The sequence below is a fragment of the Pseudoxanthomonas sp. LjRoot143 genome (assembly GCF_964252945.1).
Classification (GTDB): domain Bacteria; phylum Pseudomonadota; class Gammaproteobacteria; order Xanthomonadales; family Xanthomonadaceae; genus Pseudoxanthomonas_A.
Genome location: NZ_CAXUPM020000001.1, coordinates 2400921 through 2421130 on the forward strand (window position 1 = coordinate 2400921; position 20210 = coordinate 2421130).

The 20210-nt window shown below is 66.2% G+C and carries 17 protein-coding genes; 4 read left to right on the forward strand and 13 right to left on the reverse strand.

The window, feature by feature from the left end:
• Positions 1 to 114: 114 nt before the first annotated feature.
• The 10 genes from ACSQ1W_RS11585 to ACSQ1W_RS11630 all read right to left on the reverse strand — a co-directional run bounded on the left by ACSQ1W_RS11585 (position 115) and on the right by ACSQ1W_RS11630 (position 11505).
• Positions 115 to 732 carry a DUF2306 domain-containing protein gene (locus tag ACSQ1W_RS11585; RefSeq protein WP_436043639.1) on the reverse strand — a complete coding sequence of 206 codons (618 nt, stop codon included), beginning with the start codon at positions 730 to 732 and terminating at the stop codon, positions 115 to 117.
• An 87-nt stretch (positions 733 to 819) separates the two neighbouring features.
• Positions 820 to 2181, reverse strand: coding sequence for an NAD-dependent succinate-semialdehyde dehydrogenase (locus tag ACSQ1W_RS11590; protein ID WP_436043641.1), 1362 nt, complete (start codon positions 2179 to 2181; stop codon positions 820 to 822).
• A gap of 67 nt (positions 2182 to 2248) precedes the next feature.
• Positions 2249 to 3091 (reverse strand): ABC transporter permease subunit, encoded by an 843-nt coding sequence (locus ACSQ1W_RS11595; protein ID WP_192271768.1) that lies wholly within the window; start codon positions 3089 to 3091, stop codon positions 2249 to 2251.
• Entirely contained in the window at positions 3088 to 4002 is a 915-nt protein-coding gene (locus ACSQ1W_RS11600; protein ID WP_192271770.1) for an ABC transporter permease subunit, read from the reverse strand. The genes ACSQ1W_RS11595 and ACSQ1W_RS11600 overlap by 4 nt, the downstream gene beginning before the upstream one ends.
• Positions 3999 to 5135 (reverse strand): ABC transporter ATP-binding protein, encoded by a 1137-nt coding sequence (locus tag ACSQ1W_RS11605; protein ID WP_436043643.1) that lies wholly within the window; start codon positions 5133 to 5135, stop codon positions 3999 to 4001. Before ACSQ1W_RS11605 ends, ACSQ1W_RS11600 begins: the two co-directional genes overlap by 4 nt.
• 100 nt (positions 5136 to 5235) lie before the next feature.
• Positions 5236 to 6357, reverse strand: coding sequence for a polyamine ABC transporter substrate-binding protein (locus ACSQ1W_RS11610; RefSeq protein WP_436043645.1), 1122 nt, complete (start codon positions 6355 to 6357; stop codon positions 5236 to 5238).
• A 200-nt stretch (positions 6358 to 6557) separates the two neighbouring features.
• Positions 6558 to 7673, reverse strand: coding sequence for a polyamine ABC transporter substrate-binding protein (locus ACSQ1W_RS11615; RefSeq protein WP_192271776.1), 1116 nt, complete (start codon positions 7671 to 7673; stop codon positions 6558 to 6560).
• A 90-nt stretch (positions 7674 to 7763) separates the two neighbouring features.
• Positions 7764 to 9128 carry an aspartate aminotransferase family protein gene (locus tag ACSQ1W_RS11620; RefSeq protein WP_436043648.1) on the reverse strand — a complete coding sequence of 455 codons (1365 nt, stop codon included), beginning with the start codon at positions 9126 to 9128 and terminating at the stop codon, positions 7764 to 7766.
• A 116-nt stretch (positions 9129 to 9244) separates the two neighbouring features.
• Positions 9245 to 10642, reverse strand: coding sequence for a glutamine synthetase family protein (locus tag ACSQ1W_RS11625; RefSeq protein WP_436043650.1), 1398 nt, complete (start codon positions 10640 to 10642; stop codon positions 9245 to 9247).
• Between the two features lie 101 nt (positions 10643 to 10743).
• Positions 10744 to 11505: a gamma-glutamyl-gamma-aminobutyrate hydrolase family protein gene (locus ACSQ1W_RS11630; protein ID WP_436043652.1), complete on the reverse strand. Its 762-nt coding sequence runs from the start codon at positions 11503 to 11505 to the stop codon at positions 10744 to 10746.
• 209 nt (positions 11506 to 11714) lie between these two features.
• Between ACSQ1W_RS11630 and ACSQ1W_RS11635 the strand changes: the two genes are divergently transcribed.
• The 4 genes from ACSQ1W_RS11635 (at position 11715) to ACSQ1W_RS11650 (ending at position 16471) form a co-directional block, all read left to right on the forward strand.
• On the forward strand, positions 11715 to 13094 hold the full coding sequence (locus ACSQ1W_RS11635; protein WP_436043653.1) for a glutamine synthetase family protein: 1380 nt from the start codon (positions 11715 to 11717) through the stop codon (positions 13092 to 13094).
• A 16-nt stretch (positions 13095 to 13110) separates the two neighbouring features.
• Positions 13111 to 14403, forward strand: coding sequence for an NAD(P)/FAD-dependent oxidoreductase (locus tag ACSQ1W_RS11640; protein WP_436043655.1), 1293 nt, complete (start codon positions 13111 to 13113; stop codon positions 14401 to 14403).
• A 98-nt stretch (positions 14404 to 14501) separates the two neighbouring features.
• Positions 14502 to 15806 carry a diguanylate cyclase gene (locus tag ACSQ1W_RS11645; RefSeq protein ID WP_436043657.1) on the forward strand — a complete coding sequence of 435 codons (1305 nt, stop codon included), beginning with the start codon at positions 14502 to 14504 and terminating at the stop codon, positions 15804 to 15806.
• 203 nt (positions 15807 to 16009) lie between these two features.
• Positions 16010 to 16471, forward strand: coding sequence for a bacteriohemerythrin (locus ACSQ1W_RS11650; protein ID WP_192271788.1), 462 nt, complete (start codon positions 16010 to 16012; stop codon positions 16469 to 16471).
• On the opposite strand, the gene ACSQ1W_RS11655 is transcribed toward ACSQ1W_RS11650, so the two are convergent.
• The 3 genes from ACSQ1W_RS11655 to ACSQ1W_RS11665 form a co-directional block, all read right to left on the reverse strand.
• A complete protein-coding gene (locus tag ACSQ1W_RS11655) occupies positions 16468 to 17754 on the reverse strand; it encodes an MFS transporter (RefSeq protein WP_436043659.1) in 1287 nt (428 codons plus the stop codon). The two genes, ACSQ1W_RS11650 and ACSQ1W_RS11655, sit on opposite strands and share 4 nt — an antisense overlap.
• Before the next feature lie 136 nt (positions 17755 to 17890).
• Complete coding sequence (locus ACSQ1W_RS11660; RefSeq protein ID WP_436043661.1) at positions 17891 to 19393, reverse strand: aldehyde dehydrogenase; 1503 nt, start codon at positions 19391 to 19393, stop codon at positions 17891 to 17893.
• A gap of 157 nt (positions 19394 to 19550) precedes the next feature.
• Positions 19551 to 20099, reverse strand: a complete 549-nt coding sequence (locus ACSQ1W_RS11665; RefSeq protein WP_436043663.1) for a cupin domain-containing protein — start codon at positions 20097 to 20099, stop codon at positions 19551 to 19553.
• Between the last annotated feature and the right edge of the window lie 111 nt (positions 20100 to 20210).

The window sequence follows — 20210 nt, forward strand, 5'->3', positions numbered from 1 at the left end:
TTCGGAACGGCGACCGCCGTAACCATCCGTTCCATGCATGGGTGCAGCGCGGATTGTGGCCCGTCGCGGCCGGCGCAGGTTCGCGACGCCCCCACATGCGCACGCCGGTACCGGTCAGGCGGTGCGGGGCAGCATCGTCCGCGCATGGCGCGTACGCAGCATCCATTCCGCGGCCAGCAGGTTCGGCACCCAGCACAGCCAGGCGATCGCCGGATAGGCGATGAGAAAGGAGATGCCGGCGATCTGGCTGGCCGGCAGGTACAGCCGCAACGTCACCGCCGCCAGCGTCAGCGCATAGCTGCGCAACATCCAGTCGCGATGGTCGGCGATCCTGCGCTGGCGGATCGCGATCACCGCCAGCGCGGTCGTGCCCAGCCAGCACACCGCCAGCGCGCCGAAACCTAACGCAGCCACCACGCCGGTGGAGGCCTGCGGCGCCATCGCCAGCGCGGCCAGTCCACCCGCCGCGACCGCCACGACATAGACACGCCCCATCCATCGATGCAGGGCCGGCCAGCGATTGCGCAGCATGGTGTGCGTCTGCAGGGCGCCGACGGCAATGGCGACCGCGCCACCCAGGAAGTGCCCCCATGCCGACCAGGGCTGCAGCTCGAACAACTGGCGCACCAGCGGCGTGCGGAGGTCGTCGACCAGCGAGATGGCGATGGCGTAACCGGCCACGGCGAAAGCCAGCAGGGCCATCAGGCCCCAGGCGAAACGGCGCACGAGCATCGAAGCGTCCCCGCAGGCAGCCGCATCGTGCGGCCCGCGCACTATGTCGCAGACGCCACCCGGGCGCGACCGCCGTTGGTCAGGGGATCAGGCGATATAGACCGACTTGATGTTCATGAACTCATGGATGCCATGCTCGGCCAGTTCGCGCCCGAAGCCGGAACGCTTGGTGCCGCCGAATGGCAGCCGCACGTCGCTGCGCACGATCGCGTTGACGAAGGCCGCACCGACATCCAACTGGCGCGCGATGCGGTTGCCGCGTTCCACATCCTTCGTCCACACGCTGCCGCCCAGGCCGAAGGTGGTGTCGTTGGCCACACGCACCGCCTCGGCGTCGTCCTTCACCCGCAGGATGCTGGCGACCGGACCGAACAGTTCCTCTTCGTAGGCCGGCATGCCTGGCACGACCGCGTCCAGGATCGAGGCCGGATAGCCGGCGTGGGAAGCGTCGGGTTCGCCGCCGAGCAGCACCTTCGCGCCCTTGGACACGCTGGCCTGCACCTGCTTGTGCAGCTCGTCGCGCAGGTCCTGGCGCGCCATCGGGGCGAGCGTGGTCGCGTCATCCTGAGGATCGCCCAGTTGCAGCTTGCCCGCCGCATCGACGAAGCGCTTCACGAACTCGTCGGCGATGCCGTCCTGCACGATGAAGCGCTTGGCTGCGATGCAGGTCTGCCCCGCATTGCCGAAGCGCGAGGCCACCGCGCCGGCGACCGTCTTCTCGAGGTCGGCATCGTCCAGCACGATGAAGGCGTCGCTGCCGCCCAGTTCCATCACGCTCTTCTTCAACTGGCTGCCGGCGTTGGAAGCGACGGACCGCCCCGCGCGCTCGCTGCCGGTCAGCGTCACCGCCGCCACGCGCGCATCACGGATCACCTCGGCCGCCTGGTCGTTGTCGATGTGCAGCACGCCGAATACGCCGTCCGGCAGGCCGGCCGCCGCCAGCGCTTCAGCGATGACATCGGCGCAGCGCGGCACGTTGCTGGCGTGCTTGAGCACGGCGACGTTGCCGGCCATGAAGGCCGGTGCGAGGAAGCGGAACACCTGCCAGATAGGGAAATTCCACGGCATCACCGCCAGCACGCAGCCGATCGGCTCGTAGCGCACGTAGCTGCGTTGGCCATCGGTGGCGACCGGCTGGTCCTGCAGGTAATCGGCGGCGTGGTCGGCGTAGTAGTCGCAGGCACCCGCGCACTTGTCGACTTCGGCGAGCGCCTCCTTGCGCAGCTTGCCCATCTCGGCGGTCATGATGCGCTGGATGTCGTCGCGGCGGCGGCGAAGTTCCGCGCCTATCGCGCGAAGGATCCTGCCGCGCTCGGCCAGCGACAGCGCAGACCAGGCCGGGAACGCCTGCTGCGATGCCGCCAATACGGCATCCACCTGTGCGGATGTCATCAGCTCGTGACGATAGTCGACCTGGCCGGTCGCAGGATTGATGGTTTCGACGGTCATGGCTTCACGCAAGGCGAAAGGAAGGCCGCCATTGTCGGCATGGCGGCGTTAGCGGTACGTGCGGGCGCTACCCGTTGTCCTGCAACGCGAGCTGCATGTCGCGCTGGCGCCGTTTCTCCTCGCGGGCCATGAACCACCAGCCGATGAATGCCGCCACGCTCACCACCAGGATCATCAGCGTGGCCAATGCGTTGATCTTCGGGCTCAGGCCCAGGCGTACCGACGAGAACACCTTCATCGGCAAGGTCGTGGAACTCGGACCGGCGACGAAGCTGGCGATCACCACGTCGTCCAGCGACAGCGTGAACGCCAGCAGCCAGCCGGAGACCAGCGCGGGCGCGATGATCGGCAGCGTGATCAGGAAGAACACCTTGATCCGGTTCGCGCCCAGATCCATCGCCGCCTCTTCCAGCGACTTGTCCAGTTCGGACAGGCGCGAGGACACCACCACCGTGACGAAGGCCAGGGTGAAGGTCACATGCGCGATCCAGATCGACAGGATGCCGCGCGGTTGCAGGCCCACCACCTGCCCCAGCGAGACGAACATCAGCAGGATCGACAGGCCGATGATCACCTCGGGCATCACCAGCGGGGCGGTGATCAGCGCACCGAACAGCGTCTTGCCGGGGAAGCGCCGCATGCGTGTCATCACCAACGCGGCCATCGTGCCCAGCACCACCGCTGCCGACGCGGTCCAGAACGCCACCTTGATGCTGATCCACGCGGCCTGCAGCATCTGCTTGTCGCGGAACAGTTCGACGTACCACTTGAACGAGAAGCCCGACCACACCGTGGCCAGCCGCGATTCGTTGAAGGAATACACCATCAGGATGAAGACGGGGATGTAGAGGAAGGCGAATCCCAGCCCCAGCACCGTCCAGTTGACGGCGCGTTGTCCGGCGCGGCTCATGTCAGCCTCCCTTCCATCTCGCGCTGCTGCACCCGGTTGAAGATCAGGATCGGGATCAGCAGCAGGATCAGCATGACGATGGCCACGGCCGATGCCGCCGGCCAGTCGCGGTTGTTGAAGAACTCACCCCACAGCACGCGACCGATCATCAACGTGTCCGGGCCGCCGAGCAGTTCCGGGATCACGAACTCACCGACCGCCGGGATCATCACCAGCATGCAGCCGGCGATGATGCCGGCCTTGGACAGCGGCAGCGTGATGGTGAAGAACGCCTTCCACGGCTTCGCACCCAGGTCATAGGCCGCTTCGAGCAACCGGTGGTCGTGCTTCACCAGGTTGGTGTACAGCGGCAGCACCATGAACGGCAGGTAGCAGTAGACGATGCCGATGTACGCCGCCAACGGCGTGTACAGGATCTGCAGCGGTTCGTCGATGATGCCGATCTTCATCAGCAGGTTGTTGAGCAGGCCGTTGTTCTTGAGGATGCCGATCCAGGCGTAGACGCGGATCAGGAACGACGTCCACGACGGCAGCACCACCAGCATCATCGCGATGTTGCGGGTGGAGGGCGGCAGGCGCGCGATGACGTAGGCGATCGGGTACGCGACCAGCAGCGCGAGGAAGGTCGAGATGGCCGCGATCTTGATCGAGCTGAGGTAAGCCGCCACGTACTGCGAATCGGTGAACAGCGCCGCGTAGTTGCCCAGGTTGAGCTTGAGCGTCAGCGCCTCGTCGATGTACTCGAGGATGGGCGTGTACGGCGGCATCGCGATCGCGAGCTTGGAGAACGAGATCTTCAGCACGATCAGGAACGGGATGGCGAAGAACAGCAGCAGCCACACGTAAGGCACCGAGATCACGCCCCAGCGCGGCCCCGGCAGGCGCTTGCCCAGCGAGCGGAGGATGTTCATGAGGTCAGCACCACGCCGTCGTTGTCGCCCCACCACACCCAGACTTCGTCGTTCCAGGTGAGCCCTTCGCTGGCCCAGCGCTGCACGTTGGCGAAGTTGGCCATGAACTTGTACCCGCTGGGCAGGCGCACGTGGTAGACCGAATGGCTGCCGAAATAGGCGATGTCCTCGATCACGCCCTTCGCCTTGTTGTGCGGCTGCGAGGGCTCCTGCTTGCCGATGCCGAGCTTCTCCGGACGCACCGCGAAGCCGACTTCCTGCCCTTCGAACCCGGAGATGCCATGGCCGATATAGATCGGGTCCGGCAGCTGCGGCGAGCGGATGGTGACGTAATTGGCTTCGTCCTCCTCCACGGCGCCTTCGATGAGGTTCACCGAGCCGATGAATTCGGCGGCGAAGCGGCTGGTGGGCTGTTCGTAGATCTCGTCGGGCGTACCGACCTGGCGGATCCAGCCCTGGTCCATCAGCGCGATGCGGGTGGCCATGGTCATGGCCTCTTCCTGGTCGTGGGTGACCATCACACAGGTCACGCCCGACTTCTCGATGATGCTGACCAGCTCGAGCTGCATCTGCGAGCGCAGCTTCTTGTCCAGCGCGCCCATCGGTTCGTCGAGCAGCAGCAGCTTCGGCCCCTTGGCCAGCGACCGCGCCAGCGCCACGCGCTGCTGCTGACCACCGGAGAGCTGGTGCGGCTTGCGCTTGGCCAGCTTGCCCAGCTGCACCAGCGCCAGCATCTCCTCGACGCGCTTCTTGATGGCGTCCTTGGACAGCCCGTCCTGTTTCAGGCCGAAGGCGATGTTCTGCTCCACTGTCATGTGCGGGAACAGCGCATACGACTGGAACATCATGTTGAGCGGCCGCTCGTACGGCGGCAGGTCGTTGAGCAACTGCCCGTCCAGGTAGATCTTGCCGGACGAGGGCTTCTCGAACCCCGCCAGGCAGCGCAGCAGCGTGGACTTGCCGCTGCCCGAGCCACCCAGCAGCGCGAAGATCTCACCCTTGCGGATGGTCAGGTTGGTGTCGTCCACCGCGACGAAGCCGTCGAACTCCTTGCGCACGTCGACGATGCGCAAGTACTCCTGCGCGTTCGCCTTGCCGTTCTGTGCCGCGCCATTGCCCTGTTCTGCCGCCATGGAGATCCCCTGGTCGCCGGGCTGCATGGGCGCCGGCGTGGATGTGGGTGGATGCGATCGCCTGTCCCGGGACGGACGCCGTCCGTCCCGGTCGCGGCGCTTACTTGCCGGTCTTCAGTTCCGTCCAGATACGGGTGTACTGGCGGTCCACTTCCGGCGGGATGATGGCGAAGGTGAACAGCTTGGCTTCCACCTCGGGCGTCGGGTAGATCGTCGGATCGTCGGTGATCGACTTGTCCATCAGTTCCTTGGCCTTGGGAATGGCGTTCGGGTAGCTGATGAAGTTGGAGTTGTTGGCCATCACCTGCGGATCGAGCAGGTTGTTGATGAAGGCGTACGCCTCGTCCAGGTGCTTGGCGTCCTTCGGGATGGCCAGCATGTCGAACCACTGCGGCGCGCCCTCCTTCGGGATGGCGTACGCGATGTTGACGCCGTTCTTGGCGTCGGCCGCGCGGTCGCGCGCCTGGATGATGTCGCCCGACCAGCCGACCACCAGGCAGGTGTCGCCATTGGCCATCGCGTCGATGTACTGCGAGGAATGGAAGTTGGTGATGTAGGGACGGATCGTCTTCAGCAGTGCCGCCGCCTTGTCGATCACCGCCGGATCCTGGCTGTTCGGATCCTCGCCCAGGTAGTTCAGCGCGATCGGGATGATCTCGGACGGCGTGTCGAGGAAGGTCACGCCGCAGTCCTTCAGTTTGCCGATGTTCTCCGGCTTGAACACGATGTCCAGGCTGTTGGCGATGTCGGTGTTGCCGAACGCGGCCTTGATCTTGTCGACGTTGTAGCCGATGCCGGTGGTGCCCCACATGTAGGGGATGGCGTACTGGTTGCCCGGGTCCTGGTTCTCCAGCCGCTTCATGATGGCGGGGTCCAGGTTGGCGTAGTTGGGGATCTTGCTCTTGTCCAGCGGCAGGAACACGCCGGCCTGGATCTGCCGGCCGAGGAAATTCATCGTCGGCACGACCACGTCGTAGCCGCTGCTGCCGGCCAGCAGCTTGGTCTCCAGCACTTCGTTGCTGTCGAACACGTCATAGGTCACCTTGATGCCGGTGGCCTTCTCGAAGTTCGGGATGGTGTCCTCAGCGATGTAGTCCGACCAGTTGTAGACGTTGACCTGCTTGGCGCCGCCCGTATCGGCGCCGCCATCGCTGCCGGATTTGCCGCCGCAGGCGGCGAGGGTACACAGGGCCAGGGTGGTTGCCAGTACGCGCAGTTTCATCAATCTCTCTCCATTCGGCCCGCAAGGGCGCCTTGATGTGGTCCCGGACCGGCCATGGGCCGCCGCGGGCGTGCTGTCATTGCTGTGGCCGGTTCCGTGCCGTCGTGCTCCCCTACCCCTCCCCGGTGGCGCCACCCGCTCCCACGGGCGATGCCACGATGACGAAGGGCGCGTCCGTCACGGCACGCGCCCCTGTGTTCTCAGCGCCCGGTCTTCAGTTCCGTCCAGATGCGCGTGTACTGGCGATCCACTTCCGGCGGCAGCACCGCGAAGGTGAACAGTTTCGCGTCCACGTCGGCCGGCGGATAGATCGTCGGATCGTCCGCGATGGCCTTGTCGACCAGCGGCTTCGATTCGGGCACCGGATTCGGGTAGGTCACGAAATTCGTGTTGGCCGCGGCGACCTTCGGGTCCAGCAGGTAGTTGATGAAGGCATAGGCGTTGTCGACGTTCTTGGCGTCCTTCGGGATGGCCAGCATGTCGAACCACTGCGGCGCACCTTCCTTCGGAATGGAGTACGCGATGTTGACGCCATTGCCCGACTCCGCGGCACGGTCGCGCGCCTGGATGACGTCGCCCGACCAGCCCACCACCAGGCAGACGTCGCCGTTGGCGAGGTCGTTGATGTACGAGGACGAGTGGAAGTTGCGGATGTAGGGGCGGATCGTCTTCAGCAGCGCCGCGGCCTTGTCGATCACGGCCGGGTCGAAGCTGTGCGGATCCTCGCCCAGGTAGTTGAGTGCGATCGGGATCAGTTCCGACGGCGTGTCGAGCACGGTGATACCGCAGTCCTTCAGCTTGGCCGCGTTCTCCGGCTTGAACACCACGTCCCAGCTGCCGGTCACGGCGGTGTCGCCGAAGACGGCCTTGACCTTGTCGACGTTGTAGCCGATGCCGCTGGTGCCCCACAGGTAGGGCACGGCGAACTGGTTGCCCGGATCCTGCAGCGCGATGCGCTCCAGCATCTTCGGGTCAACGTTCTTCAGGTTGGGGATCTTGCTCTTGTCCAGCGGCAGGAACACGCCCGCCTGGATCTGGCGGCCGAGGAAGCTCAGCGACGGCACCACCACGTCGTAGCCGCTGCTGCCCGCCAGCAGCTTGGTCTCGACCATCTCGTCGCTGTCGAACACGTCGTAGGTCACCTTGACGCCCGACTGCTGCTCGAAGTTCGGAATGGTGTCCTCGGCGATGTAGTCGGACCAGTTGTAGACATTGAGCGCCTTCGCCGGCGCACCGTCGGCGGCCTGGCCGTCCTTGCCGCCACAGGCGGCCAGCACGGCGGCAGCCAGCATGACGGTGAGGGTCTTGAGCTTCATCGGGTTCTCCATGAACAGGATCGGGGGGATGCCAGCATCATACGCCCGGGCCGCGACGCTGTGACGCAGCGCACGGTCGGTCCGGCGCCGTTACATGCCCAGATCCGCCGCGGTGTCGTTGAGCGCTTTCCACGTCTTGTCGAACAGTTCGTCGACCTGCGCACGGGTGATGATCAACGGCGGCGACAGCAGCATGGCGTCCCAGGTCGCGCGCAGGATCAGCCCGTGCTTCAGCGCGTGGTCGCGGCAGCGCGGCCCCACGGTGCCGCGCTCGGGGAAGAACGCGCGCTTGCCCTTGTCCGGCACCAGTTCCAGCGCACCGACCATGCCGGCGATGCGCGCCTGCCCGACCAGGCGGTGTTCGCCGAGCTCGGCCCAGCGCTGCGCCAGGTACGGCGCGATCTCGTTCTTGGCTGTCTCGACGATCTTCTCGTCCTGCAGGATGCGGATGTTCTCCAGCGCCACGGCCGCGCAGACGGGATGGCCGGAATACGTCGCGCCGTGGGCGAGTTCGCCGCCCTGCTCCTTCAGCACCTTGGCCACGCGGTCGTTGAACATCGCCGCACCCAGCGGGATGTAACCCGACGTGATGCCCTTGGCGACCGGCATGATGTCCGGCTGGAAGCCGAAGTACTGCGAGCCGAACCACTCGCCGGTGCGGCCGAAGCCGCAGATGACCTCGTCGGCCACCAGCAGCACGTCGTACTTCCTGCAGATCCGCTCGATCTCCGGCCAGTAGGTCATCGGCGGGATGTAGACGCCGATGGCACCCATGATCGGCTCAGCAATGAAGGCCGCCACGCGGTCCGGCCCCAGTTCGAGGATCTTCTGCTCCAGCCGGCGCGCCGCGACCAGGCCGTACTCGTCCTCGGACAGGTCGCCGCCATCGGCGAACCAGAACGGCGGATCGATGTGGTGGATGTCCGGGATCGGCAGGCCGCCCTGCTTGTGCATGCCCTTCATGCCGCCCAGGCTGGCGCCGGCCATCGTGGTGCCGTGGTAGCCGTCGTGGCGGCCGATGAAGATGTTCTTCTGCGGCTGGTCCTGCACCGCCCAGAAGTGGCGGACCATGCGCAGGATGGTGTCGTTGGCTTCCGAACCGGAATTGACGAAGAACGAATGGTTGAGGTCGCCGGGCGCGAGTTCGGCCAGCTTGGCCGCGAGCGCGATAGTCGGCTCGGTCGTGCACTGGAAGAAGCTGTTGTAGTAGGCCAGCTGCGTCATCTGCTTCGACGCGGCCTCGCCCAGCTCCTTGCGGCCGTAGCCGATGTTGACGCACCACAGGCCGGCGAACGCGTCGAGCAGTTGGTTGCCGTCGGCATCCCAGACATAGCAGCCCTCACCCTTGGTCAGGATGCGCGTGCCCTTCTTCGCCAGCGCGGCGTTGTCGTTGAACGGATGCAGGTGGTGCTCGGCGTCGAGCTTCTGCAGGGTGCGGGTGTCGAGTTGGGTCATGTGAAGCTCCACATCAGGATCGGTTGTGGGAGCGACGTGAGTCGCGATGGGCTACCGGTAGAGCTTCATCGCGACTCACGTCGCTCCCACAGGAAGAATCTGGGAAAGGTCATCTATCAGACGTTCAACAGCAGGAATTCCCGCTCCCACGAACTGATCACGCGGAAGAAGGTCTCGTATTCCTTGCGCTTGACCGACACGTAGGCGCGAACGAAGCGTGCGCCCATCAGTTCCTGCAGCGCCTTGCTGCCTTCCAGTTCGTCCAGCGCCTCGCCCAGCGAGCGCGGCAGTTCGAAACCGATGTCCTGCGCGCTGCTTGCCAGCGGCTCGGTCGGCTTGAGCTGCTCGCGGATGCCAAGCAGGCCGCAGGCCAGCGTGCCGGCCATGGCGAGGTAGGGATTGGCGTCGGAGCCGGCGAAGCGGCTCTCCACGCGCATGTTCTCCGGCGTATCCATCGGCACGCGCAGGCCGCAGGTGCGGTTGTCGTAGCCCCACTGCACGTTGATCGGCGCCACCTGGCCCAGTGCCAGCCGTCGGTAGGAATTGACGTTCGGGCCGAAGAACGCCATCGCCATCGGCACGTACTTCTGCAGACCGGCCAGGTAGTGCCCGAATAGCTTGCTGCCCTTGCCCTCGCTCTTGCCGGTGAATACGTTGCGGCCGGTCCTGATGTCCAGCAGGCTCTGGTGGATATGCATCGCACTGCCCGGCTCGTTCTCCATCGGCTTGGCCAGGAACGTGGCGTACACCCCGTGGCGCAGGGCGGCCTCGCGCATCGTGCGCTTGAACAGGAACACCTGGTCGGCGCGCGACAGCGCATCGTCGTGGGTGAAGTTGACTTCAAGCTGCGCCGCGCCGGATTCGTGGATCAGCGTGTCCACGTCCAGCTCCATCGCCTCGCAGTAGTCGTACATCAGGTCGAGGATCGGATCGAACTCGTTGACCGCGTCGATCGAGTACGACTGCCGCGCCGTTTCGGGCCGACCGGAACGGCCGGCAGGCGGCAGCAGCGGGAAATCCGGGTCGGTGTTCTTCTGCACCAGGAAGAATTCAAGCTCCGGCGCGACGACCGGGCGCAGGCCCTCCTTCTCGTACGCGGCCAGCACGCGGCGCAACACGTTGCGCGGTGCCAGCTCGTGCGGCTTGCCGTCCTTCGTGTAGCAGTCGTGGATGACCTGCGCGGTCGCATCGGCGGCCCACGGCACCATCCGCACCGTGTCGGGGTCCGGTCGCAGGAACATGTCCGAATCCGACGGCGATGTCAGTTCGTAGTAGTCGTCCGGATAATCGCCGGTGACGGTGGTGGCGAAGATGCCCTCCGGCAGACGCGTGCCGTAGTCGTGGCTGAACTTGTCGGCCGGGATGATCTTGCCGCGCGCATTGCCGGTGATATCCGGCACCAGGCATTCGACCTCGGTGATGCTGCGCTCCTTCAGCCAGCGCCGTAGTGAGCTCTCGGACTGCTCGGCGGTGTCGGTCTTGCTCTTTTTTCGCTGGGATTGTTTCTGGCTCATGGAAGGACGGTCCTGGGAGGGAAAGGCCGGCGCACTGCGCCGGTCGCATGCGGCACGGGCGCGTCAGCGCCCGCCCTCCCATGGCGGGGGATGCCGCCGCTTCATGCGGCAACTCCACGCCGTGCCGCACGGGCACGGCACGCGTTGCCGAACGCCTGGAAGATCGCCAGGTAGAACGGGTTCTCGACGACCTTCCATTCCGGATGCCACTGCACGGCCAGCATGAAGGCGGCACCGTCGTGGCGGAACGCTTCGATCAGACCGTCCGGTGCCTGTGCCTCGACCACCAGGCCGTCGCCCAGCCGGCGTACGCCTTGCCCATGCAGCGAATTGACGGTGGCCTGCGTATCACCGACCAGCGTGGCCAGCACGCCGCCCTGCACCAGTGCGATGTCATGCGCGGGCCCGTACTGCACGTCGAGCGGATCGTCCTTGTTCTCGCGGTGGTCCATGAAACCGGGCTGCTCGTGCACCTTCTGGTACAGGCTGCCCCCGAACGCCACGTTGACCTCCTGGAAGCCACGGCAGATCGCCAGCACCGGCACCCCCATCTCGATGGCGAGCGGGATCAGCGGCAGGTTGGTGGCGTCGCGGCGCGGATCCAGCAGGTTGCCTTCGTAGCTGGACTCGTCGCTGTAGTGGTGCGGCTCGATGTTGCTGACCGCACCGGTCAGCAACAGCCCGTCCAGGCCATCGAGCACCTGCCGCAACGGCAACACCGGATCCAGCGTCGGGATCAGCAGCGGCAGGCAGCCCGCCCCGTCGACCACCGCGCGCACGTACTTCTCGCCAACGGCAAGGAAGGGATGCGCACCGATTTGCTTGTGGTCGGTCGGCAGACCGACCCGCGGCAGCGGGGTCATGCAGGAAGCCCGAAATGGCTTGCAGGCACGTTAACCCGGCCGTTTTATTTTTACAACACGACGCCTTCGAATGACGTTTTCAGCGCTGATATGGTGCGCCGCGGCACCAAATACGGGCAATTCTGCCAGTTACGGAAATCCTTCCGTTGAGTATTCTTGACGCATCGACTGCTCTGCTAAGCTGCCCCGCAGCCTCCTGGATGACCACCATGCGCCCCGATTCCGCTGCGCCTTCCCTGCCCGATGACGATGCCGCCACGCTGGCTGCACTTCCCGATTGCGAGCAGATCGATCTGCTGCTGCCGGACATGAACGGACTGCTGCGCGGCAAGCGCGTCACCCGCGACGCGCTGGAGAAGGTCTACCGCGACGGCGTCTGTCTGCCGATGTCGCTGATCGCGACCGACATCACCGGCAACACCGTGGAAGAAACCGGGCTGGGCTACGACATCGGCGACGAGGACCGCATCTGCCGTCCGGTGCCAGGCTCGTTGCGGCCGGTGCCCTGGTCGCCGCGCCCCGCCGCACAGCTGCTGCTGAGCATGGAGGACGCGCAAGGCGGCATGTTCGACGCCAACCCGCGCGAAGTGCTCAAGCGCGTGCTGGCGCGATACGCCGCGCGCGGCCTGAAGCCGGTGGTCGCGGTGGAGCTGGAGTTCTACCTGTTCGACCAGCGCATGGACGACGCCGGGCGCCCGCGCACCTCGATCAATCCGGTCACCGGACAGCGCAACACCAGTACGCAGGTCTACTACATGGAAGACCTCAACGACTATCGCGGCTTCACCGATGGCGTGGCCGCCGCCTGCCGCGCGCAACGCATCCCCGCCGACACGGCCGTGGCGGAATACGCGCCGGGCCAGTTCGAGATCAACCTCAAGCACCGCGACGACGCCCTGCTCGCCTGCGACGACGCCATCTACCTGAAGCGCGCGATCAAGGCGGTCGCGCAGCAGCAGGGCCTGATGGCCAGTTTCATGGCCAAGCCGTTCGCCGAACAGGCCGGCAGCGGCATGCATATCCACGCCAGCGTGCTGGATGCCGACGGGCGCAACATCTTCGCCTCACCGCCGTCCGCACCGGCGGATGCGCTGAAGCATGCCATCGGCGGTCTGCAGCGCAGCGACCAGGATTGCCTGCTGCTGTTCGCGCCGCACGCCAACAGCTACCGGCGCTTCGTTTTGAACGCATTCGTACCGCTCAACGACGTGTGGGGCTACAACAACCGTACCGTCGCCATGCGCATTCCGCACAGCGACGAGGCCAACACGCGCATCGAGCACCGCATCGCCGGCGCAGACGCCAACATCTATCTGGTCACCGCCGCCGTGCTGGCCGGGATGCTGCATGGCATCGAGCAGGGCTTCGACCCCGGCCCGCCGATCACCGGTAACGCCTACGACCAGACCGAGATCCGCACGCCGTTCTGGCGCGAGGCGATTGGATCCTTCATGGGCAGCGAGTTCATCCGCGAACAGTTCGGCACGTCGTTCCAGCACATCTATGGCCAGCAGAAGCTCAAGGAGATGCACAGCTTCTACACCGAGGTGACCGATCTGGAGTACGCGTGGTACCTGCGGTCGGTGTAAGCGGGGCAGTTTTCAGATGACGTCGCCGCCCTCCCCGCGCACCTACCCCGACAGCTGGTACGCCGCCAGCACCACGCCCCTGCCCGCCCAGCCCCCGCTGGAAGGCCGGATCGACGCCGATGTCTGCATCCTCGGCGCAGGCTACACCGGCCTGTCGGCAGCGCTGGAACTGGCCGAAGCCGGCTACAGGGTCGTCGTGCTGGAGGCCGAGCGCATCGGCTGGGGCGCGTCGGGTCGCAACGGCGGCCAGGCCATCGCCGGCTTCGGCTGCGGCGAAGCCAAGCTGGAAGCGCTGGTGGGCTTCGACGACGCGAAGAAGATGTTCGACCTGTCGGTGGACGGCCTGCACTGGCTGCGCGGCCGGATCGACCGGCACGGCATCGCCTGCGACTGGCGCGACGGCCATGCCACCGTGCCGATCAAGCCACGGCAGCAGCGCGACGTCGAACACGCCGTCGAGGATTTCAACACGCGCTACGGACATCCAGTGCAGTGGTGGAATCGCGAGCGCCTGCGCGCCGAACTCGCCAGCGACCGCTACCTGGGCGCGATGTACGACCCTGTCAGCGGCCACCTGCATCCGCTGGCCTACGCGCTCGGCCTCGGGCGCGCCGCGCTGGAGGCGGGCGTCCGCATCTTCGAAAGCTCCCGCGTGACCGAACTGGTACGCGGCGCGCGTCCCGTACTGAAGACCGCACAGGGCGAAGTCGTCTGCGACACCGCGATCCTGGCCGGCAATGCCTTGCTGCGCGGCATCGCGCCGGAGCTGGAGTCGCGGATGATGCCCGTCGGCACCTACATCGCCGCCACCCCGCCGCTGGGCGAGCAGCGCGCGCGCGACCTGATCCGCAACGACATGGCGGTGGCCGACACCAACTGGGCGCTGGACTACTTCCGTCTCGGCCGCGACCATCGGCTGCTGTTCGGCGGCCGCGCCAGCTACTCGACGATGACCCCGCCCAACCTGCGCGGCGTGATGACGCGGCGCATGCACCGGGTGTTCCCGCAGCTGCGCGATGTCGGCATCGAGTACCTGTGGGGCGGAATGATCGACATCTCGCTCAACCGCGCCCCGCACTGGGGGCGGTTGTCGCCCAACCTGTACTTCGCGCAGGGCTTCTCCGGCCATGGCCTGATCGCCGCGGGACTGGCGGGCACGGTGATGGCCGACGCGATCCGCGGCCAATCGGAGCGTCTGGACCTGTTTGCCAAGATCCACCACCACCCGTTCCCCGGCGGCCGCGCCCTGCGCACCCCGATCCTGGTCGCGGCGATGGCCTGGTACAAGCTGCGCGACGCGCTCTGGTAGGCGCCCCGGAAGGGCGCCCTTGTTTCGTGACAGAGCTCTCAAGTCCACGCGATGGCGGCCGATAGAAGTGACAGGAACCCCCCTCGGCCTCCCCGAGCATGTCCAGCCCGCAACGCGTCGCCCCCACCATCGCCAACGCCCCGCCTCTCCCCCAGCGCATCCTGGTGGTGGAGAACTCGCGCACGCACGCGCGCCTGATCGGCGAGGCGATCGAGCAGAAGCTCAACCTGCCCGTGGTCTATGCCGCCACGCTGGGCGAGGCACGCACGGCGCTGGAAAAGCATCCCGACTGGTTCATGGTGGTCACCAGCCTGGTGCTGGCCGACGGCAGCCACGACGAGGTCGTCGAGTTCTTCCTGTCGCGCCAACTACCGACCGTCGTGGTCAGCGGCGTCTACGACGACACCCTACGCGAGCAGGTGTTGCGCCGGCAGGTTGTGGACTACGTACTGAAGAACACCCCGGGCAGCATCGATTATCTGGTCTGGCTGGTGCAGCGGCTGGAGCGCAACCGCCGCATCGCCGCGCTGATCGTCGACGACTCCCGCTCCGCCCGCCAACACGCGGCCGCCCTGCTGTCGATGTACGGTTTCCGCGTGGTCGAAGCGGCGGACGGCGAAGCCGGACTGGCGATGCTGGACGCGAACCCCGACATCCGCCTGGCCATCGTCGATCAGGAAATGCCGGGGATGAAGGGCCATGAGTTCACTCGCCGCCTGCGCGCGCGCCACGCGCGCGACCACCTGGCGATCATCGGCATTTCCGGCACCAGCGACGGCAGCCTGGTACCTCGCTTCCTGAAGAGCGGCGCCAACGACTTCCTGCATAAACCCTTTTCGCGCGAGGAGTTCTTCTGCCGCGTCTCGCAGAACATCGACCAGCTGGAGCTGATCGGCACCCTGCAGGACCTCGCCACCCGCGACTTCCTGACCGGCCTGCCCAACCGCCGCCACTTCCTGGCCGAGTGCCACGCGCTGCTGCCCAACACCCTGGGACGCCAGCAGGCCGTTACCGCGGCGATCATCGACATCGACCACTTCAAGCACATCAACGACAGCTACGGCCATGAGGCCGGCGACGTCGCGCTGAAGGCGGTCGCGCAGGCCATCGCGCGCCATGCCGGCTCGCAGGACCTGATCGCCCGCTTCGGCGGCGAGGAGTTCTGCGCGCTGGTGCCGTACCTGGGCGAGAGCGAGTCCGTCGACTACTTCGAGTCGCTGCGCGCCACGATCGAGGCGCTGGAGGTCGATGTCGGCAGCCACAAGCTGCGCATGACCGTCAGCATCGGCGTGTTCCGTACGCGCTTTCCAGGCCAGACCCTCAACCATCTGATCAGCGAAGCGGATCGTCGGCTGTACCTGGCCAAGGCGGGTGGGCGGAACCGGGTGGTGTCGAGCGGCTGAAGCCCTCTCCTGTGGGAGCGACGTAAGTCGCGAGCTTTGCCGTCGCTGAGGTAAAAGCTCGCGACTTACGTCGCTCCCACACCTGTCATCACGGCAGCTCCCTGCGACCCTCTGCCGCAGCATTGATCCCGATCAATGCCGCGACGCGGGCGCGCACCTAGATTTCCCCTGCATTCCGGCATCCGCCGGCAGGGGATACGCACATGACACTGCTGATCTGGCAGGACGACATGGATACGGGCATCGACATCATCGATGGCCAGCACCGCCGCATCGTGGAGATGATCAACCATCTGCACATCACCCAGAAATCGATGGAGCGCTTCGCCGTCGGCGAAGTGATCGACGAGCTGGTCGACTACACCCTCTCCCACTTCGCTTTTGAAGAAGAACTGATGGAAGAGGCCGGCTATCCGTTCAGCGCCGCGCACAAGCGCGTGCATGAGGTCTTCACCAAGCGCGTGTCCGAATACCGCATGCGCTTCGAGGCCGGCGAGGACATCGTGGATGATCTGCGCAGCATGCTGTCGCGCTGGCTGTTCAACCATATCCGCAACGACGACAAGGCCTATGCGGACTCGGTGAAACGGCACCTCAACCAGTTCGTGCGCGAACACCAGCAGGGCGGCTGGCTCAGCCGCACCGTGAGGCGCCTGTTCGGTTAACGGGACGTACCGCGTCGCGGCATGACCAGCAACGCCAGCAGCGTCATCGCAGCCATCGCCGCCAGATACCAGCCGACCGACGCCAGGCCGTAGCGCTCGCCCAACCGCGTCGCGATGTACGGTGCGGGCGACGCACCGAGGATGCCGGCCAGGTTGAATGCCAGCGACGCGCCGGTATAGCGCACCGCCGTGGGAAACATCTCTGCCAGGATCGTGCCGCACGGACCGTAGGTCAGCCCCATCGCGGCCAATCCCAGCGCCAGGAACGCGAGCACGCCCAGGTCGCTGCCGGATTCCAGCAGCGGCGCGAACACGAAACCGAAACCGATGATCAGCAGCGTCGCGACGATCATCGCGTTGCGCCGCCCGAAGCGGTCCGCATACAGCGCCGACACCGGGATGGTCAGCGCGAAGAACAGCACGCCGACCATCTGCAGCATCAGGAAATGCTCGCGCGTGTAGCCGAGCTTCGACGTACCCCAGCTCAGCGCGAACACCGTCATCAGATAGAACAGCACGAACGTGGCGACCAGCGCGAAGGTGCCGGTCACCAGCGCGAACGGATGCTCGCGGATGGCCGTCAGCATCGGCACCTTGACGCGCTCGTCCTTGTCCAGCGTCTTCTGGAAATCCGGCGTCTCGGCGATGCTCAGCCGCACCCACAGGCCGACGAACACCAGCACCGCGCTGGCAACGAACGGAATGCGCCAGCCCCAGGCGAGGAACTGCGCATCGCTCATCACCTCGGTCAGCAGGAGGAAGATCCCGGTCGAGCAAAGGAACCCGAGCGGCGCGCCCAACTGCGGAAACATGCCGTACCACGCGCGCTTGCCGGGCGGCGCGTTCTCGGTCGCCAGCAGCACGGCCCCGCCCCACTCGCCGCCCAGGCCGATGCCCTGCCCCAGCCGGCACAGCGCCAGCAGCAATGGCGCCACGACGCCGACCTGCGCATAGGTCGGCAACAGGCCAATCAGCACCGTGGAGATGCCCATCGTCAGCAGTGCCGCCACCAGCGTCGCCTTGCGGCCGATGCGATCGCCGAAGTGGCCAAACAACGCCGAACCCACCGGTCGTGCGATGAACGCCAGTGCGAAGGTGGCGAACGACTGCAGCGTCGCCGTGGTCGGATCGCTCTGCGGGAAGAACAGGTGCGGGAACACCAGCACCGCCGCCGTCGCGTAGATGTAGAAATCGAAGAACTCGATGGTGGTGCCGATCAGGCTGGCGAACAGCACGCGGCCGGGGGAGTTCGCGGGCGCGGGAGCAACGGCGGTGGCGGTCATGGACGGGCCGGTCGATGGGACGGGGCGATTCTGGCAGAACAGGCTGGGATGCTGTGGGAGCGATGTGAGTCGCGACCTCCGTCCGAGGTGGTGGACATCGGCATCGCGACTGACGTCGCTCCCACAGGAAGCATCATCAACTTCCCAGATTGATCCAGGTCGCCTTCATCTCGGTGTACTTGTCGAAGGCGTGCAGCGACTTGTCGCGGCCGTTGCCGGACTGCTTGTAGCCGCCGAACGGTGCGGTCATGTCGCCGCCATCCCAGTAGTTCACCCACACGCTGCCGGCGCGCAGCTTGCGCGCGACGCGGTGCGCGCGGCTAATGTCGCGTGTCCACACGCCAGCGGCGAGACCGTACTCGCTGTCGTTGGCCATGCGCAGCGCTTCTTCTTCACGGTCGAAGCCGATCACCGACAGCACCGGGCCGAAGATCTCCTCGCGGCTGATCGTGTGCTCGTGCGCCACGTCGTCGAACACGGTCGGCTCGATGTAGCAGCCGCCGGCTTCCACCTCGGCGCGCGTTCCACCCAGCGCCAGGCGGGCACCCTCGGCCTTGCCCTTCTCGATGTAGTCCAGCACGCGCTGCGTCTGCCCTTCATCGACCATCGCCCCCATCGGCGCGCCGGGATCGAGTGGATGGCGCGGCCGCATCGCCTTGCCCGCCTCGACAACGCGTGCGACGAACTCGTCCTTGATCGAGCGCTCGACCAGCAGCCGCGACGCCGCGGTGCAGACCTCGCCCTGGTTGTAGAAGATGCCGCCCGCCGCCGCTTTCGCGGCGACGTCGAGATCATGCGCATCGGCAAAGACGATGTTCGGGCTCTTGCCGCCGCACTCCATGTACGCGCGCTTCATGTTCGACACGCCCGCGCACTGCAGCAGGCGCTTGCCGACCGCGGTGGAGCCGGTGAACACCAGTCCATCGACATCCATGTGCAGCGCCAGCGGCTCACCGGCGGTCTTGCCGAAGCCGGGCACCACGTTCAGCACGCCGGCCGGGATGCCCGCCTCGATGGCGATTTCAGCCAGCCGGATCGCCGTCAGCGGCGATTTCTCCGAGGGCTTCAGCACGATGGAGTTGCCGGTCGCCAGCGCCGGCGCCAGTTTCCACGACGCCATCAGCAGCGGGAAATTCCACGGCACGATGGCGCCGACCACGCCCAGCGGTTCGCGCGTGATCAGTCCCAGCTCGTCCGGACCGGTGGCGGCGACTTCGCCGTAGACCTTGTCCAGCGCTTCGGCGGTCCAGCCCATGCAGCGGATCGTCGCGGCGATGTCCACGTTGCGCGCATCGCTGACCGGCTTGCCCATGTCCAGCGACTCCAGCAGCGCCAGTTCGTCCGCATAACGCTCGATCAGCTGGGTGAACTTCAGCAGCACCTTCTTGCGGTGCGTCGGCCGCGCATTCGACCAGGCGCCGGCATCGAAGCTGCGACGCGCCGCGGCGACGGCCCGGTTGATGTCCTCTTCCTGCCCATCGGCGACCTGTCCCAGCACGCGCCCGTCGATCGGGCTGATGCAGTCGAAGGTCTTGCCGGCGGCAGCATCCACGTACTTGCCGTCGATAAACGCCTGCGTGCGGATCGACAAGCCGGCGGCCATCGCCTGCCAGTCCTGTTGCGTACGGGGATTGCTCATGGGGGCTCCAGGTTGGGTTTGTCCCCTTCTCCCACCGGGAGAAGGTGGCGCGAAGCGCCGGATGAGGGTTCGGCGGAGTCCACGATGCCGGTAACGCACTGGCTTCGCCGGACCCTCACCCCAACCCCTCTCCCGACGGGAGAGGGGCTCAAATCATCTAGAACGTCGCCGGTGTATTGGCGCTGACGATCACGGCATCGGTGTCGCCGACATTGCGGAAGCGGTGCGGCATGCGGCTTTCGAAGTAGTAGCCCTCGCCCGCCACCAGCACGCGGACCTGGTCGCCGACGGTGACCTCGACTTCACCGGCGATCACCACGCCGCCCTCCTCGCCGTCGTGCGCCAGCATGCTGTCGCCGGTGTCGCTGCCCGGCGGCATCACCTCGCGCAGGATGCACATCTGCCGCTGTGGCCGGTGCTGGCCCAGCAGGAAATAGTGGATGCCGTTGCTGCCGACGTCGGGCAGGTCGCCGGCGCCGTAGAACGGGCTGTCGGGCAGCCCCTTCTCGAGGTCGAGGGTGAAGAAGTCGGCCAGCGAGATCGGGATGCCGTCCAGCACCTTCTTCAGCGAACTGACCGAGGGGCTGACCTTGTTCTGTTCGATCAGCGAGATGGTGCTGTTGGTGACGCCCACGCGTTTGGCCAGCTCGCGCTGGCTGAGGCCTTTGGATTTGCGGACCAGTTGCAGGCGTGCGCCGATGTCCATCACCACCCTTGCCGGAAGACCGATGTGTTGCGGGATACTTTACACCCCGGGGCAGACGGGTCAATCCGCGTTCTCCGGGCGATTCGCCAGCCGGATGAACGTCGGCGGGCC